14 protein-coding genes and 1 other annotated feature are annotated in these 15,276 nt (G+C 33.4%); of the genes, 8 read left to right on the top strand and 6 right to left on the bottom strand.

Translation table 11 applies throughout. The features are described 5' to 3' along the window. From B9N79_RS25440 to B9N79_RS25430, 3 genes are all read right to left on the bottom strand, one after another. Positions 1-287, bottom strand: a 287-nt coding sequence (locus B9N79_RS25440; protein WP_139814851.1) for a DUF421 domain-containing protein, incomplete at its 3' end; no start/stop codon positions are given. Positions 288-942: 655 nt separating this feature from the next. Then, on the bottom strand, positions 943-2,316 hold the full coding sequence (locus tag B9N79_RS25435; RefSeq protein WP_139814850.1) for an ABC transporter permease: 1,374 nt from the start codon (positions 2,314-2,316) through the stop codon (positions 943-945). 246 nt (positions 2,317-2,562) lie between these two features. Further along, positions 2,563-3,444: an ABC transporter ATP-binding protein gene (locus B9N79_RS25430; RefSeq protein WP_205635682.1), complete on the bottom strand. Its 882-nt coding sequence runs from the start codon at positions 3,442-3,444 to the stop codon at positions 2,563-2,565. Positions 3,445-3,628: 184 nt separating this feature from the next. Between B9N79_RS25430 and B9N79_RS25425 the strand changes: the two genes are divergently transcribed. Further along, a complete protein-coding gene (locus B9N79_RS25425) occupies positions 3,629-4,213 on the top strand; it encodes a TetR/AcrR family transcriptional regulator (RefSeq protein WP_085119408.1) in 585 nt (194 codons plus the stop codon). Between the two features lie 201 nt (positions 4,214-4,414). Here the strand turns inward: B9N79_RS25425 and B9N79_RS25420 are convergent, their stop codons facing one another. Beyond that, positions 4,415-4,858, bottom strand: coding sequence for an Lrp/AsnC family transcriptional regulator (locus B9N79_RS25420; RefSeq protein WP_040060529.1), 444 nt, complete (start codon positions 4,856-4,858; stop codon positions 4,415-4,417). Positions 4,859-4,995: 137 nt separating this feature from the next. Between B9N79_RS25420 and B9N79_RS25415 the strand changes: the two genes are divergently transcribed. Beyond that, positions 4,996-5,580 carry a DJ-1/PfpI family protein gene (locus tag B9N79_RS25415; protein ID WP_040060532.1) on the top strand — a complete coding sequence of 195 codons (585 nt, stop codon included), beginning with the start codon at positions 4,996-4,998 and terminating at the stop codon, positions 5,578-5,580. Between the two features lie 186 nt (positions 5,581-5,766). Here B9N79_RS25415 and B9N79_RS25410 read toward each other — a convergent pair whose 3' ends face one another. Then, positions 5,767-6,228, bottom strand: coding sequence for an Lrp/AsnC family transcriptional regulator (locus B9N79_RS25410; RefSeq protein WP_085119405.1), 462 nt, complete (start codon positions 6,226-6,228; stop codon positions 5,767-5,769). A 151-nt stretch (positions 6,229-6,379) separates the two neighbouring features. Between B9N79_RS25410 and B9N79_RS25405 the strand changes: the two genes are divergently transcribed. Both B9N79_RS25405 and B9N79_RS25400 read left to right on the top strand, forming a co-directional pair. Continuing rightward, positions 6,380-7,702, top strand: coding sequence for an APC family permease (locus B9N79_RS25405; RefSeq protein ID WP_085119403.1), 1,323 nt, complete (start codon positions 6,380-6,382; stop codon positions 7,700-7,702). After that, the gene (locus B9N79_RS25400) at positions 7,695-8,339 is read left to right on the top strand and encodes a LysE family transporter (protein WP_085119401.1); all 645 of its coding nucleotides are present in this window, start codon (positions 7,695-7,697) and stop codon (positions 8,337-8,339) included. The genes B9N79_RS25405 and B9N79_RS25400 overlap by 8 nt, the downstream gene beginning before the upstream one ends. Before the next feature lie 163 nt (positions 8,340-8,502). On the opposite strand, the gene B9N79_RS25395 is transcribed toward B9N79_RS25400, so the two are convergent. Next, positions 8,503-9,096 carry a DUF4825 domain-containing protein gene (locus B9N79_RS25395; RefSeq protein WP_085119399.1) on the bottom strand — a complete coding sequence of 198 codons (594 nt, stop codon included), beginning with the start codon at positions 9,094-9,096 and terminating at the stop codon, positions 8,503-8,505. Positions 9,097-9,398: 302 nt separating this feature from the next. Here B9N79_RS25395 and B9N79_RS25390 point away from each other — a divergent pair, with 302 nt between their 5' ends. The 4 genes from B9N79_RS25390 (at position 9,399) to B9N79_RS25360 (ending at position 15,113) form a co-directional block, all read left to right on the top strand. Continuing rightward, positions 9,399-9,620 carry a hypothetical protein gene (locus tag B9N79_RS25390; protein WP_240516728.1) on the top strand — a complete coding sequence of 74 codons (222 nt, stop codon included), beginning with the start codon at positions 9,399-9,401 and terminating at the stop codon, positions 9,618-9,620. Positions 9,621-9,845: 225 nt separating this feature from the next. After that, a complete protein-coding gene (locus B9N79_RS25385) occupies positions 9,846-10,274 on the top strand; it encodes a DUF4181 domain-containing protein (RefSeq protein WP_019392366.1) in 429 nt (142 codons plus the stop codon). Positions 10,275-10,739: 465 nt separating this feature from the next. After that, positions 10,740-10,993 (top strand) — a binding site (T-box leader). Positions 10,994-11,078: 85 nt separating this feature from the next. After that, entirely contained in the window at positions 11,079-12,335 is a 1,257-nt protein-coding gene (locus B9N79_RS25375; protein WP_085119393.1) for an MFS transporter, read from the top strand. Between the two features lie 1,752 nt (positions 12,336-14,087). After that, positions 14,088-15,113 (top strand): DUF3231 family protein, encoded by a 1,026-nt coding sequence (locus B9N79_RS25360; RefSeq protein ID WP_085119389.1) that lies wholly within the window; start codon positions 14,088-14,090, stop codon positions 15,111-15,113. Positions 15,114-15,276: the final 163 nt, after the last annotated feature.

Here is a 15,276-nt window from a genome sequence, read left to right as displayed (position 1 = left end):
TGTCCATTTTGGATCACTGTTTTCGATTTACCTGTCAAAAACTTTTCGAATGCATTAGATTTTACTTGTATATATTCTAAAACAACAATAGCAAGGGTAAAGACAGCTGCTCCTCCAATGGCTTTCACCATACTTTTTTCTACAATGGGTTGAACAATAATTGTACCTAGAGAAATCATGACGACAGTTTGAGGTAGTGTCATCTGGGAAATCGATTTTCTTCCAGCGATTCGTAATAAAAAAATACCAGCCAAAATAAGAATGGCGGATTGCCATATAAAATTCATCGTATCATCCTTTTTTAAAAACTTTACTTTTAGAATGTATACGTAAGGATAATTTATACATATGGGTGAGGTTCTTTTAGTTTAATTCGCGTCCGTAAAAGTATATATAAATAAAAAGAAAAAGTGCAAACTCGTTGTTACTGAACGGGCTTACACTTTTTTACTTTCTGGAATCAACATTATGGGAACTAGTTTGTATTTCATATACATAAAAAAGAAACAGTCTTTTCAGATCTGTTCCTTGAGGAATTCCAATCCCTTTTATCCTTTACCCCGAATATTTAAAATGAAACATAGTACATAGCATTTTTAAAAATATACTTCGCTTCTTATAAATCACATTATGTGAACTAAATATGTATAGAGTATACAGTTATAAAAAGAAAAAAGACTACCTCTTGAAAGAAAGACGAGAAAATCGAGAGGTAGTCTTTTTTACATCAACACGCTTATATAGAATAGGGGGTGCTTGAGGCCTAACGGTATCTTTTATATTTTACTTAACATATGGAATTTTATGCACTTCCTGTAAGATCTATCATGTGAACTAACTTTGTATAAGGTATTCATTTTAATTTTGTGTGATACTGAAAGATATAATTTAAAGAAAAACTGTAAAAAGGATACTTGAAAATTACCTATACAATTCTTTTTTTTACTTACTAACTAAATCCCGTTTTTTATAACCGATGAAGCCGACAATCATCATTAAAAGAGCTATCAATTTAATGATGATAATTGTACCCCATTTCCACTCTTCAATTGGAATTTTTGGAATATAACTAAATACATCTAGGTTAGTTGCGAATTCCGGAATATCCATCATTTGCCCAAAATAACTGATAAAGAAAGCAAATACTAGATAGGCCCAAATGATCACCGTAAAGCGTGGCAACCAACCGATTAGGATCGCTAAAATACCAATAAAGAAGAAAATCGCGGGTATCCACACAATTCCAGCCCTAGTGATTTCCCATAAACTTAACGGTGTGTTCATGACACTTCGTTGGGCTAAATAGAGCCCGAATATCGCAGAAAATTGTCCAATCACTCCTAGTATGGAAGCCATAATTACATGGTACCAATAGAATTTTGTGCGACTTAATTTAGTAGCATAAAGTTGATCCCAGCGCCCCTTCTTTTCTTCGTTTACGAGCTTCATGAGACTTCCTACAATAAAAATCGTAGATAGTAGAGATAAAACCACGAAGAGAACGCTCATAAATTGCTCTTGTATAGTGTAACCTGAATTATGAAGGAACATTTGCTTCATGATTTCATTTTCACTTACAAAGTCATCCATATCTCCAAAAATTGACCCATACATAGCTCCACATATAAAGAGGGCGAAGAGCCAGCCAATAATAAATATTTTTTGCAGTCGTAATACTAGACCGGGAAGACTCAACAGACGTTCTTTTGCATATGCATGCCCAGAACGTTCTGGTAAATATCCAGCTCCCAGATCTCGAGCCTGTTCTAAAATATATGCTAGTGCTATAAAAACGATACTGGCAACGAAAGCAATAACGATTGGAAGCCAGCTATCATTAACATAAACATTTACTAGATAGCTCCATCCTAGAGGGTTGAACCAAGAAGCACCCAATGCGTTCATATCTGTTGCCATTCGAAGAATGTAAAAAAATCCAAGAGTCAAGAAGCTTAGTCCTCTTGCACTTCCAGCTCCAGCTGCTAATTGGACAAATATCAGTGCAATCATTGCCCATAAGAAACCTTGTATACCTAATGAAGTGGAATATAATAAATTACTAGAAAAATTCATTCCAGGTACATTTTGAACTTGTAGCAAACCTGTAGAAAGGGCGATTATAACTAAATGTAAAAGAAACATTTCGATAACGATTGCAGTCGTGTTGGCCAGTCGTCCAACTTGAAAGGAACGGATAAGTTCCGTTATTCCATCATCCTCTTCTTTCCTTGTACGACTGATTACGTGCATAATAGATACAATGCCAAATACGAGTGCCGTAAAGAGGATCATTTCATGTGCGTACATTGCCCCCACAGTATAAGTTTCGGCACTAGCAGATGTTGGTCCAAGCATGGCAATCATTGCTGGATTTTTCAAGGTTTCATACATAGCTATCAATCCAATAGGGTCTTTTCCATACATTTCATATATCGCACTCGCAAAGCCACCTGCGAAAAGACTCAAGGCCACTGCCCAAATGAGAAGCTTTAACCAATCTCTACGTAATATATGAAGGAAAAGTACGCCAGTCATATTAAATCGATTTTTCATTTTTCTCATCTACTTTCCAGTGTAATGACGCATAAACAAGGCTTCAAGAGTCGGTGGCACACTCTCTAGCTTTGTTACATGGTAAGGCATGATTGCTTCTAGAATGACCTCAATTTGATCACTGTCGGCTTGGAATACAGCTTCTTTGCCATTTATCACTAGGTCATGTACACCGCTCACTTGTTTTAATCCAATCGGGACGTCACGAGTCGTAACCTTGTATTGATATCGAGTTAAATGTCTTAATTCATCTAATGTTCCGGTTTCGATTACTTCTCCTTGACGAATAATCGCTACGCGGTCACATAAGCGTTCTACCTCACTTAAGATATGGCTGGAAAGAAGGATGGATTTTCCTTGATTTTTTAAATTCTCCACTTCTTCTTGGAAAACAGCTTCCATCAAAGGATCGAGACCACTAGTCGGTTCATCAAAAATATAAAGTTCGGCATCACTAGCAAGCGCGGCAATAAGGGCAACCTTTTGACGATTTCCTTTTGAATAAGTTCGTGCTTTTTTCTTCGGATCAAGTTGAAATTTGTGAATTAATTCATCGCGTCGTGCCTCGTTCTTTGTACCTTGCAGGCGCATAAATACATTAATAATTTCACCACCTGTTAAATTTGGCCAAAGATTTACATCACCAGGAACGTATGCAAGTCGTTTATGGATTTCAATCGAATCTTTCCAGACATCCTTTCCGAAGATCTTGGCTGTTCCTCCACTAGATTTGATAATGCCGAGTAGGATTCGGATGGTCGTCGATTTTCCGGCCCCATTCGGTCCGATAAACCCTAATACTTCACCTCTTTTTAAATCCATCGTTACATTTTTTAAGGCTTGGGTAGATTTATACTTTTTTTGCAACCCTTTAATTTCTGATATAACCATTCGTCTCATCTCCTATTCTATGAGAATTAATTTTTTACTGAAATCAACTTTATAGTTCATAATATACGCCTGTTACTATGTATATTCAAACTATTTTTAATTAAAAAGTTTGAATTAGTTCAAAAAAAGAAATACTATATATATGTAGAAAGTAATTGAAAAAGGAAAAAAATGTGGTGAGAAGATGACGAAGAAAAATGGTTTTGATATAAGACGAGAAAAGAAAATGAAAGATATTGAAGAAGCTACGCTTGAATTGCTGAATAAAAAGGACATCACAAATATAACCATGGACGAGATTGCAAAAAGGGCTGCTGTGAGTAAAGTAACTTTATTTAATTATTACAATACAAAAGATAATTTAATGAATACAACGATTCATAATTCATTTGCTTCCATCCTTGAAGAATATGAACGTTTGATTGAAAGTAATTTATCATTTGAACAAACGTATATGGAACTCACGCAATATAAAATGAAAAAAATCCAAAGTACGACATCAATCTTTTTTCATAATGTAATGCAGCAATTTGCAAACGACCCGACTTTTTTTGATAAGGATGCACAAGAAAAAAGTGATCGATTAGTTTTAAGAATGTTTCAAAAAGGGCGTAAGGAAGGAAAAATTAATCCCGCATATTCTGATGAGGTATTACTGATGTTAATGCATATTTTCACGGAGGGATTGAAGAGTCAAGCGATTGATAGCGATAATTTGATAAAATATGGTCCTGAAATTACTCAAATGTTTTTGAATGGCTTGCGTTAAAGTAAACTCGACAATTGAATAAATTATTTGATTTATGTGTAAAAAAATCAGTCCATAAAAGTATACTTAAATGACAAGAAAAAGCTCAAACTTATTGGCATTCAATGAGTTTGAGCTTTTATTACTTCCTGTAATACATTTTATGTTAACTAAGTTTTATTAAACGAACATACGATTTGTTAAAATAATTGTCTCTAAGAATTATACAGTACTATTAATTCCAGTTAATTTTGTTTCCATATCCTCGTTTGAGGATAAAACGATGTTCGTAGAAGGGGTACCATACATCATGGCCTGATCAATAAACTCCTCTAAGGTATGAACGGATTCTGTACATACTCTCGCTATGTAACTGATTTGCCCAGCAACACGGTAATATTCTATTACATCAGGGTGTTGACTACAAAATTCCACCAAATCCTTACACTTCGTTGTTTCAAACAAAACAAACGCCGTTATATTTTTATTTAGTTTTTCTGCATCAATAATTGCTTTATATCCCTTGATAATCCCTTTCTCTTCTAGTTTTCTTACTCGTTCAATGGTAGAAGGAGGCGACAAATAAACCTTTTGGGCCAATTCTTTCATTGATATCTTGGCATTCAATTGCAATTCGTGAAGTATTGTTTTATCTATTAAGTCCATTTCATTATCATCCTTTTTTTATTAAGTATTATCAAACAATTTTCTAACTTAGTAAAGTTACTATAAGAGATAACCTAATTATCTATATGTAAGACATGAAAGTTATTTAATAAAATAAATGAAAGGGAGATGATGAAATGAAAAAGGTATTGTTGCTTTTAGCAAATGGGTTTGAAGCTGTAGAAGCCAGTGTTTTCACAGATGTATTCGGTTGGAATAAATTTGAAGGAGATGGTACAACAGATTTAGTCACGGTTGGTTTACACTCAACACTTACATGCACCTGGAATTTTACTGTAACCCCAGAAATGTTAGTTTCAGATATCAATGTAAAGGAATTTGATGCTCTTGCCATACCGGGTGGTTTTGAAGAAGCTCATTTTTACGAAGATGCTTTTGATGAAAGGTTTTTGCAAGTGATCCGTGAATTTGACAAAATGGGAAAACCTATAGCGAGTATTTGTGTTGCTGCCCTTTCACTTGGGAAAAGTGGGATTTTAAAAGGTAGGAAAGCTACTACATACAGTCACCCTAGTAGTGTTAGAAAAAAACAATTAAAAGAGATGGGTGTCTTAGTTCAAGATGAGTATATCGTTGTAGATAAAAATATTATTACTTCTTCAAATCCTAGTACTGGTTTTGATGTTGCCTTCTTATTATTAGAAACATTAACTTCTATAAAAAACGTTAATCAAGTTAAAGAATTGATGGGATTTCATTAATTAGACAGGATATCTATTTTTAATCTAGATTTATAGAAAAAGAATATAGGCAGAGTTCAAAATTCATCCATAAAATTATACTTATGGGAAAAGTGAAAAGCGTAAAACCCTTGTCAATCAAAGGTTTTACGCCTGTTTTACTTCTGATAATATAGGTTATGTTAACTAAAATTTATTTGATATTTATTATTCACTAACTAGCTTTTCTTCCTCGATGTCTGGCAGCAAAGGACGATGGGATATAGAAGATGAAAATATAATAGATGTTGTTACTTGACCATAAGGAATAAGTTTATCTACTAAATCCTCTAATTGATGCATAGACGCCACTGCCGTTTTCATAAAATAACTATTTGTTCCTGTAACCCGATGACACTCTAAAATATCTTTCTCATTTCGTATTTTATCTTCAAAATCCCGACATTTACATTTTAAACTTCCAATCTGAATAATGGCCTGTACATCTTTTCCGATGGCTTCTGGAGATATACGAGTAGTAAATCCCTCGATTACTCCACTTTCTTGAAGTCGTCTTAAGCGTTCTTTTATGCTAGGACGACTAAGGTGAAGTTCTTTAGACAATTGGATAATGGTCATTCTACTGTCTTCCTGAAGAAGTTTAAGGATTTTGTAATCAATATAGTCCACTCTTTTCACCCTTTTTCACTTTTGTTTATGATTCAGATGATTTTTATCCAAAAATAAAATGTTAAATCCGTTATTTGTACATTTCTGCATATAAATATACCTTATTGTTTTTTATAATGCTAGTAAACCTATAGATTAAGGAGGAAGTGTATTGGATAAGTCATCAAAACAAAGTATTTCAGCTCCTCACGGAGTAGCACTATATGTGGGTGCTGTATTAGGTTCAGGAATCTTAATATTACCGGGCATAACAGCAGGAATATCTGGAAGCCATTCACTGATAGCATGGATAGGGATGGTGTTATTAAGTATTCCACTTGCCTGCACGTTTGCCTGTCTCTCCATTGAGTATCCCAGTTCAGGGGGAATCGCTACATTTGCTAATAAAGCATTTGGGTATTATACAGGAGCTTTATCTGGATGGTTATTCTTCATAGCTGGAAGCTTTGGGCAAATAATCGTGTCACTAACAGGAGGAATGTACATAGCCTTTGCGTTCGATTTACCAGATTTCTTTGCATACATAATCGCTGTTTTATTACTCATAATCGCTACCGTTGGGAATTATTTTGGGTTAAAGACGAGTGGTAAAGTTCAACTTGTTATCGCTGCTCTCACATTTCTCATCTTACTTTCCACTATTTTGTTATCTCTGCCACACATTCAATACCATCAGTTATCTTTACGTATTAATCAAGACAATATCATGTCAGTGGGACAGTCTGCTATGTTAATATTTTGGTCTTTTTTTGGATGGGAAGCGATATCAAGCTTAGCTCCAGAATTTAAGCAACCTAGAAAGAGAAACATTATGTTCTCAACATGGGGAGCTATATGTATAGTGGGTATTTTGTATATCGGAATTGCCTTAGCTGTAGTGGGAACGCAATCCTATACACTAGGAGGGACATCCACTGAACAAGCACTAAATAATGCCTCCTTAGCCGAAGTAGTGAGGAAAGTTGTCGGTTTGAATGGTGCATGGATAACTGGAATAGTGGCTCTTACTATATGTTTAGGTACAACGAATGCATTTATTGCTGGTATTAGCCGTCTAGGCTATTCCTTAGCTCATGATAAATTAGCACCAAAATGGCTAGATAAATATGATAGTAAAAATGCTGTACCTCATAGATCTGTACTTCTAGTTGGTCTATTCTCCGTAGCCGGTGTAGTGATTAGTTTCATTTTAAATATTAGGTTAGATCAATTAGTATTAGTGCCCAATTCATTAGCTATTGCGACATATGTGATTGGTACAGCTGCAGGGGTAAAATTGATTAAGCATAAACTAGGAAAGGCATTAGCTTTCTTATCGTGCATCTTATGCTTAGCTGCTTACCCCTTTATAGGAACTTCTGTTGTTATACCTATCAGTGTAGTGATTATTTGTCTTTCCTATATAACATGGAGAAAGAGGAAAGAAAAAAATCGTAATGCATCATCCAATTATAGAGGTGAAACACATGACTAGTGGTCTTTTTAGTTACTTTCTTTTAGGCATTTCCCTATCTGCACCAGTAGGTCCTATTAATGTAGCTCAAATCAATAAGGGAATAAAAAATGGATTTTGGAATGCATGGCTTGTAGGAATTGGTGCCATGATTGCTGACGTATGTATGATGCTACTCATTTATTTTGGAATAACACGTATTTTTGAGTACGGAGGTGTCAAACTCACTATGTGGCTTTTGGGGTTTATTACGTTAAGCTATCTAGGATACGATAGTATTAGAAATGTTTCAATGAATATTTCTGAAGATATAAATGCTCAAAAGAAAGAGTCCTTAGGAAAATCATTTTTATCAGGTTTCTTAATTGCTGTATCGAACCCCTTAAATATCGTTTTTTGGATTGGGATTTATGGATCTATGTTAACAAGCGTTATAAATAAATTAGGAAAACAAGAAGCTCTATTGTATAGTACGGCCATATTCGTAGGAATTACATGTTGGGATTTATTCATGGCTACGATTGTTCACTTCGGACGTAAACGATTAAACCTAAATGTGTTAAAGTGGGTTTCCATTATAGCTGGTGTAGTCTTAATAGGTTTTGGTCTTACATTTGGATACCAAGCTATCAAGAGTATGCTTTCACTTCTAAGCTAAATCTTTAATAGTAGAAATACACTTGCATCTGGTAACGGGCCCATAAAGGTATATATAAAGGAAAATAAAAAGCGCAAACCCGTTGTTACTGAACAGGTTTGTGCTTTTTTTACTTCCGGGAACATGTTTTATGTTAACTAACCAATTATGTATAGTATATCCCTCATCCCTGCAGTTCCTTTATAGGGTAATTTCCGAAGAATTGTTTGATGGATTGCTTTGATTCAACCATACTATCAATCTTTTTTCTATTCCTTTCGATAAAATTCTGGGCTTTTTTCTTCTTTAATAACTCATCCCCACTTGGTAATGAATCAATATTTTTGGATATAAAAGTACTCATTTCTTTTCTTGATATGGAAAAAGACTGATTGTCTACTTCAAAACTGTACCTTTGAGCATTGGGTACTAATACTGTTAAATAGATAGCGTTATAAAGAAAATTCTTCTCTAGAGTTTTTTTACCATCAAACCAGTACTGTAAAATATCATTTTCTGACACAGAGCCATCGTTATAACCATATGTTACTCTGAGTGACTTATTATCTAAATCTAATTCCTTCAACGTTTCTCCTCCAGGTAAGGATTGAATAATAGCCATTACCTTAGAATTATCGCCTACATAAGTTCCACTATATTCTTTTAGGTGTTTCTCTTCAACATTAGAAATACTTGTAACAGATTCTTTTTGCGAACAACCTGTTAACCCTACAAAAGTGAATAAAACTAAAAATGATAATACTTGAAAATATTTCATATTATCCTCCATTTGGTTACTTAATTACCCTTATATGGATATTAGATGTGTTATAAGTGTATCGTAAATAGAACGGCATTTAAAGAAATGGAAAGGTTTCTATAATTTAGTTTACATTAACTAGCTTTATACAGCAGATTTATGTACTTCTATATCGAAAAGATTATTTTTAATTGTTTTTTAATTCCTATTATGTAAAATTGTATGTATAACTATTATTTGGTAAAAGGAAAGGGTTGTCTAAGATTATTATTAAAAAACATTTATTAATATGTACATCTATTTTGGGGTTATCTACATCTATGTTTATGAGTCACCATGTTATTTCGCCATTATCATCTGAAGAATCAAATAAGAATGTTGAAGTTCACCTAACAGCAGAAGAACAAAACCAAGCTGAAGCAAGGACTTATAACACTATGGGTAACGTTCCACTAGAGAATAGAGATATTGAAATTCATATTACGGCAGAGGAACAAAACCAGGTCGAACAAGAAAAGATGCTTAATACAGGAAACTTTTAATGAAAAAACTCAATTTTCATAGTAGTAATTAAAATACAATACAAAAAAACCCGACGTAAAAGTAGTATATATAAACGAAAAGGAAAAGCGCAGACTCGTTGTTACTGAACAAGTCTACGCTTTTTTACTTTCCTCACCATGTTTTATGTTAGCTAAAATCGAAACCAGAATGATATAGAAACGTATAAGAAAGTTATAGAGGGAAGGTAATAGGAGGAGCTATTTATGTACAGTATAGAACCTACTTTCGGACTGAGGTTTATATCGTTATTAGCTATTATTTTGTTATTTTGGATTTCGTTTAATACCATCATGAGGAAATGGCTAAAAGTGAAGAAAAAGAAACTCTTTTCATATAATCATGTTAATGAAAAACATAAAAAAATGGATTGGACTATTAGAATTATTACGATAGCTAGTATATTGATAGGGTTTATTATAAACATAAGTAGAGACTCGACCGATTGGTTTTGGTTTTTACAATCGTGGGTGATCTTATTTATTTTTATTGTGGTTTCCGAAACAGTTAGAGCCATTATGGAGAGAAAGTATGCAAAAAACCCTAATGCTTATAAGTTAACTATTAGTGAACTACTATTTGTTATTATATTATTTTTTATCTTATTCAAAACTGATTTTTTTGGCTTATTATAAATAACGAAAAACAATACTTATTGAATTAAAGTATCCTTTAGAGTAATGGTGCAACATATAAAGAAGTAGTAAGGGGAAGGGCGGAAAGGTGAAGATACTTGGCGGCCTTCCTTCTAAGAAAAGCTACAAGGTATAGGGGTCATAGATATTACATTAGAGAAGGTGCATTTTTGAAAAAAGCTATTTTAAAATTCTTCATATATTTTTCAATCTTTTTTATCAGTAATTTAATCAGCGATATCCTGTTTAAACCTCATATTTATTTTCTAACAGCCTTTTCAACAGCCTTTGGCATTTCGTTAGGTATAGCTACCATCGAACTCTATATAAATAAAAAATCTAAGGAAGTATAAGAATCCTTAGATTTTTTATTTCCGATAAGATCTATTATGTTAATTACAATTAGATACTACATATAATATAACTATTTACAATATATATATAATTATGTTAAAGTATACAAAATTAAACGCGATGAAGAGAAGAGTAAATAAACTAAATTCTACACAGAGAACCCTGATAGCTGAAAAAGGGTTAGAATTTTTTTATTGAAGCAAGCCTCTGAGCAGCACATTGGAACCTATTATAGAGGGGATAGTGTGACGGGTGCTCCCGTTACAGAGCTAGGGTATAGATAATTGAATTGTACCTGACAAGATTAATATGGCGACATATTAATAAACTGGGGTGGCACCGCGATTTAAAATCTCGCCTCCAAGACTTACATGTCTTGGGGGTGGGATTTTTTTATTTGGTTTTGGAATGATGTTGCAAAATCTGATGATGTTTTAGGAGGGATTTAAATTGAGACTTCAAAAATTATTAGAAACTTGGCGCTATCCGTCTATCTTATTGTTTAGTATTGGTATCTCGAGTGTGGGAAGTTGGATTTACTTTATAGCTTTAAATCTTATTGTTCTTAACCTGACCGAATCAGCCCTTGCTGTATCTGGTTTGTATATCATAAGGGCTTTATCTACCTTTTTTACGAATATTTGGTCTGGTAGTCTTATCGATCGTTTAAACAAGAAGTATCTCATGATTACATTAGATATTGCTCAAAGCATATTCATTGTATTGCTTCCTTTCTTCTCCTCTTTGGGATTGATTTATGGAATGGTCTTTATCATTACCATAGCTAGTTCGATGTACCACTCCACCTCGATCACGTATATCACAAAATTGATACCTATGAGACAAAGGAAACGCTTTAATTCACTTCGTAGTTTACTTGATTCTGGAGCTTTCGTGACTGGTCCAGCTATAGCAGGAATGATGTTTACATTAGGTTCGCCTAATATGGCTATCTATATCAATGCAGGAGCTTTATTATTATCTGCCCTCATCACAATGAGAATGCTAAATGTTGAGTCCACTGCAAAAGTAGAAAAAGGTACAGAGACAACGAGGATATCTTTCAAGTTATTAAAAGATGATTGGAAACTCGTGATTAGATTCAGTCGTCAGTATGTATATATCATGGCAGTCTATCTCTTATTCAGCATGATCATTGTAATGATGACGGCTACGGATTCGTTAGAAGCAGCTTTTGCTACTAAGGTGCTGTCTTTAACTGAAGGTGAGTATGGAGTTTTAGTAAGTATCGCTGGAGCAGGTGTGTTAGTTGGTTCTTTACTGAATACCATAATAGTCGAAAAGATACCGACATCTTGGATGATTGGAATGGGATCTATTATCACAGCAGGAGGGTATGTTCTTTTATCAGCTTCTCATACGTTTCTTATAGCAGCTATAGGTTTTTTTGTTTTATCCTTTGCTACGGCCTTTGCAAATACGGGGTTTTATACCTTCTACCAAAATAATATACCTATTGATATTATGGGGAGAATTGTGAGCCTGTATGGGTTTATAGAGGCTTTCCTTATCATTATCTTTACCATCACCTTTGGTATTTCTGCTGAGTTAATTTCAATACGATTCGTTGTGGTTTTAGGGGCATTTATTATGTTATTAGTGGCCATTTCACTATTTATCTGCAATGTTCAACCATCTAAAGCCAAACTCTATACTCATTCACCTGAACTTAAAGATTCAATTTAATAAAATGAGTTTTGTTAGGTTTAAAGTATTAACAGATACAAAACAAAAAGGGTCTTTGCTTAAAGATCCTTTTATTTCTTACAATCCATCTTATGTAAACTAGAAACGAAAGGAAGAATAATTTACTTTATATGGTATTATATATACAAAAAAGGGGATGAAAATATTAATAAAAATGTTAGGGTTGTAATTGGTTTAATCGGTAACATTATATTGTGTTTTTATGGAGTAAGAGGTTTATTAATAAATGAACCCATACCATTTGCTTCCTACCTCTTTACGATAGGTGGACTTATCGGAATTATTGCCCTTATGCTGGAATTAAAAAAGAAAGATGATACTTAACTTGGAATTCTTAAATAAATTATAGATTGCTACGTTTAGAGTTAATGCTCTAAACGTTTTTTTGTTTCATCCATATTTTGGGTATGGTTGATTAAAAAGCAAAACTAATCTAGTTTCTAACTCGTCTAATCATTAATTATTAAAGCGTGTGGCAATATTCATATATAGGACATTCCTTATCTAGGAGGAGTTATACGGATGCAACAATACACAGATTTTTTCATCACATTGGCTCTTATTTTTATCATCGTGATAGCTAACAAATACTTATTTTGGTGGGTTAAGGGCCTAATTATCATTTATTATTTGTTAGTTTCCTATTTTTTTATCACCGTTAAGAATAGGATTGATCAGCAATATAAAGATATTCGCCCTGTTCCTGATGGATATTGGATTAGAAATTCGGAATGGGTTGATAGGATAACAAATTATCTATTCCTGCCCTTAATGGGTATTCTAATTTTTATTTACTTCAAATGGTTTACTAAGGCTCGGACTAAAAGGGCCAAACTATTTATTGTATTGTGTTTTATTCCCTCTGCCATGCTGTTTATCATCTTTAGTTTCCTTTTTTCATTTAGTTATGGATACAGCCCTTAACACTTACAATTAGCTAAAAGGATCTCCAAATTGAAAATCCTTTTTACGTACTATAATCAACATTATGTAGACTAGGTTTGTATTATTTTATATATAAAAAAGAAACAGTCTTTTCAGATCTGTTTCTTGAAGAATTCCAATCCATTTAGTGTTTTACCCACAAAATCTGAAGATGAAACTCGGAATATAATACTTTTTAACAAAATAAATATTTTTCACTTTCTCTAACATATTTTATGTTAACAAAGAATGGATAAGATATTCAGTCTTTGTTATTCAATCAAGGATTTATTTAATAAAAAGCGTTGTATATTAACTTAATGGGCGTCTAATGATAAAACTAATAAAATATGTACCATTAAAAATTGATATCTGTAAAGGTGATGGAAAATGATGATGTCCCCCTGGTTTCTGACACCGAATGATACATTGATAAGATTGTACCGTCAAGTTGTGGAGCAAGAACTCAATGATGAACTTGAGCGAATTATTTATAAGGAAATTAAAAGAAGAAACTTAAGATTAGATAAACCCACTTATCTTAAAAGAATTAAGTAATGATAAATATTATGTCATGTTAAATAAACCAGTGTTCGTTACTTATGTTATTTAAAAAGAGAAATTTAAACGAATCAATGGCGGTGTTTTATAGAAGTTCCTTTTAGAATAGCTATCATTTCTATCCATAAATTAAAATATGACAGAAGCCAGAGGAAAATTCTTTCTCTGGCTTCTGTCATAATATCCAATTTTTAAACAAAGAATATACTCATCTCATAAAAAATATTCTTTGGAGGTTCATCCCCTATGCCTGAATATCAAGCAAAATTAACTTCATCTGAAATAGCTTCGATATGGACTAGCTATATGAATGATAGTATGTCCAAGTGTGTGTTAGGTTATTTCTTAAGACATGTACAAGATGAAGAAATTAAGTCAGTTGTCCAATTTTCTTATAACCTTTCATCTACCCATTTAGAAAAGTTAACAACGATTTTTAAAGAGGAACAAATCCCTATACCTACAGGATTTACTTTTAATGACGATGTTAATTTTAACGCGCCTGCTCTCTATACAGACCCCTTTATGCTAACATATATCAATCATATGGCTAAAATTGGGTTACTAGGATACGGTGGATTTATTTCGATGAGCGCTAGAGAGGATATGAGAGCATATTACAGAGTAGGTTTAAACGAAACATCAGAACTATACGAGCGCAGTTCAACAGTGGCTCTTTCAAAAGGATTATTTGTTAGAGCGCCTTATATCCCTTACCCAACACAAACGGATTATGTAGACACTCAAAAATATCTAGGTGGCACTTCTATTTTTAATAAACAGAGACCTTTAAATGCGGTGGAAATATCCCATTTATTCATGAATATCCAAACCAATATCATGGGCACAAAGTTAGCCATTAGTTTTGCTCAAACCTCACCAAGAGAAAAAATTCAAAAATGGATGTTAAGAGGTCGGGATATTTCAAAAAAGCATGTGGATATCTTTACAAAAATTCTTCTTGAAAATGATATACAACCACCTGTTTCATCAGATGTTGCCATTACCAATTCAACAACACCGCCCTTTTCGGATAAATTAACGATGTTTCATATGGGTTTTATGAATGCCGCAGGATCAGGAAATTATGCCACGGCAGCAGCTGCTAGTCAAAGAAACGACCTTATTTCAAATTATGAAAGATTATCTCTTGAGATTGCTCAATATGCTAAAGATGGGGCTGAACTAATGATTGATCATGCATGGATGGAACAACCCCCTCCAACAATAGATAAAGACCAACTCACTAATAAAAAAGATACGATGAAATAATTCAGTTATAGAAATCTTTAATTGAAAACCTCTGTTCTATACTGGTAATGGATACTATGGAAACTAAAAGTAAGATTGAATAACTTTGTACTCGATTGAAACAATAAGGATGAATGATTATGGAAAAGGATTGGAGGGTTTAACTTTATGACAGCAAAAATTA

This window comes from Priestia filamentosa (genome assembly GCF_900177535.1).
Lineage (GTDB): Bacteria > Bacillota > Bacilli > Bacillales > Bacillaceae_H > Bacillus_I > Bacillus_I filamentosa.
Note: the sequence above shows the minus strand (reverse complement) of the source record. Positions and strands in the feature narration are given on the sequence as shown.

Bases quoted from the DNA above. Each gene is read 5' to 3' on its own strand.
- B9N79_RS25430 (WP_205635682.1), bottom strand. From the start codon at position 3,444: ATGGTTATATCAGAAATTAAAGGGTTGCAAAAAAAGTATAAATCTACC.
- B9N79_RS25425 (WP_085119408.1), top strand. From the start codon at position 3,629: ATGACGAAGAAAAATGGTTTTGATATAAGACGAGAAAAGAAAATGAAA.
- B9N79_RS25420 (WP_040060529.1), bottom strand. From the start codon at position 4,858: ATGGACTTAATAGATAAAACAATACTTCACGAATTGCAATTGAATGCC.
- B9N79_RS25415 (WP_040060532.1), top strand. From the start codon at position 4,996: ATGAAAAAGGTATTGTTGCTTTTAGCAAATGGGTTTGAAGCTGTAGAA.
- B9N79_RS25400 (WP_085119401.1), top strand. From the start codon at position 7,695: ATGACTAGTGGTCTTTTTAGTTACTTTCTTTTAGGCATTTCCCTATCT.
- B9N79_RS25395 (WP_085119399.1), bottom strand. From the start codon at position 9,096: ATGAAATATTTTCAAGTATTATCATTTTTAGTTTTATTCACTTTTGTA.
- B9N79_RS25390 (WP_240516728.1), top strand. From the start codon at position 9,399: ATGTTTATGAGTCACCATGTTATTTCGCCATTATCATCTGAAGAATCA.
- B9N79_RS25385 (WP_019392366.1), top strand. From the start codon at position 9,846: ATGTACAGTATAGAACCTACTTTCGGACTGAGGTTTATATCGTTATTA.
- B9N79_RS25360 (WP_085119389.1), top strand. From the start codon at position 14,088: ATGCCTGAATATCAAGCAAAATTAACTTCATCTGAAATAGCTTCGATA.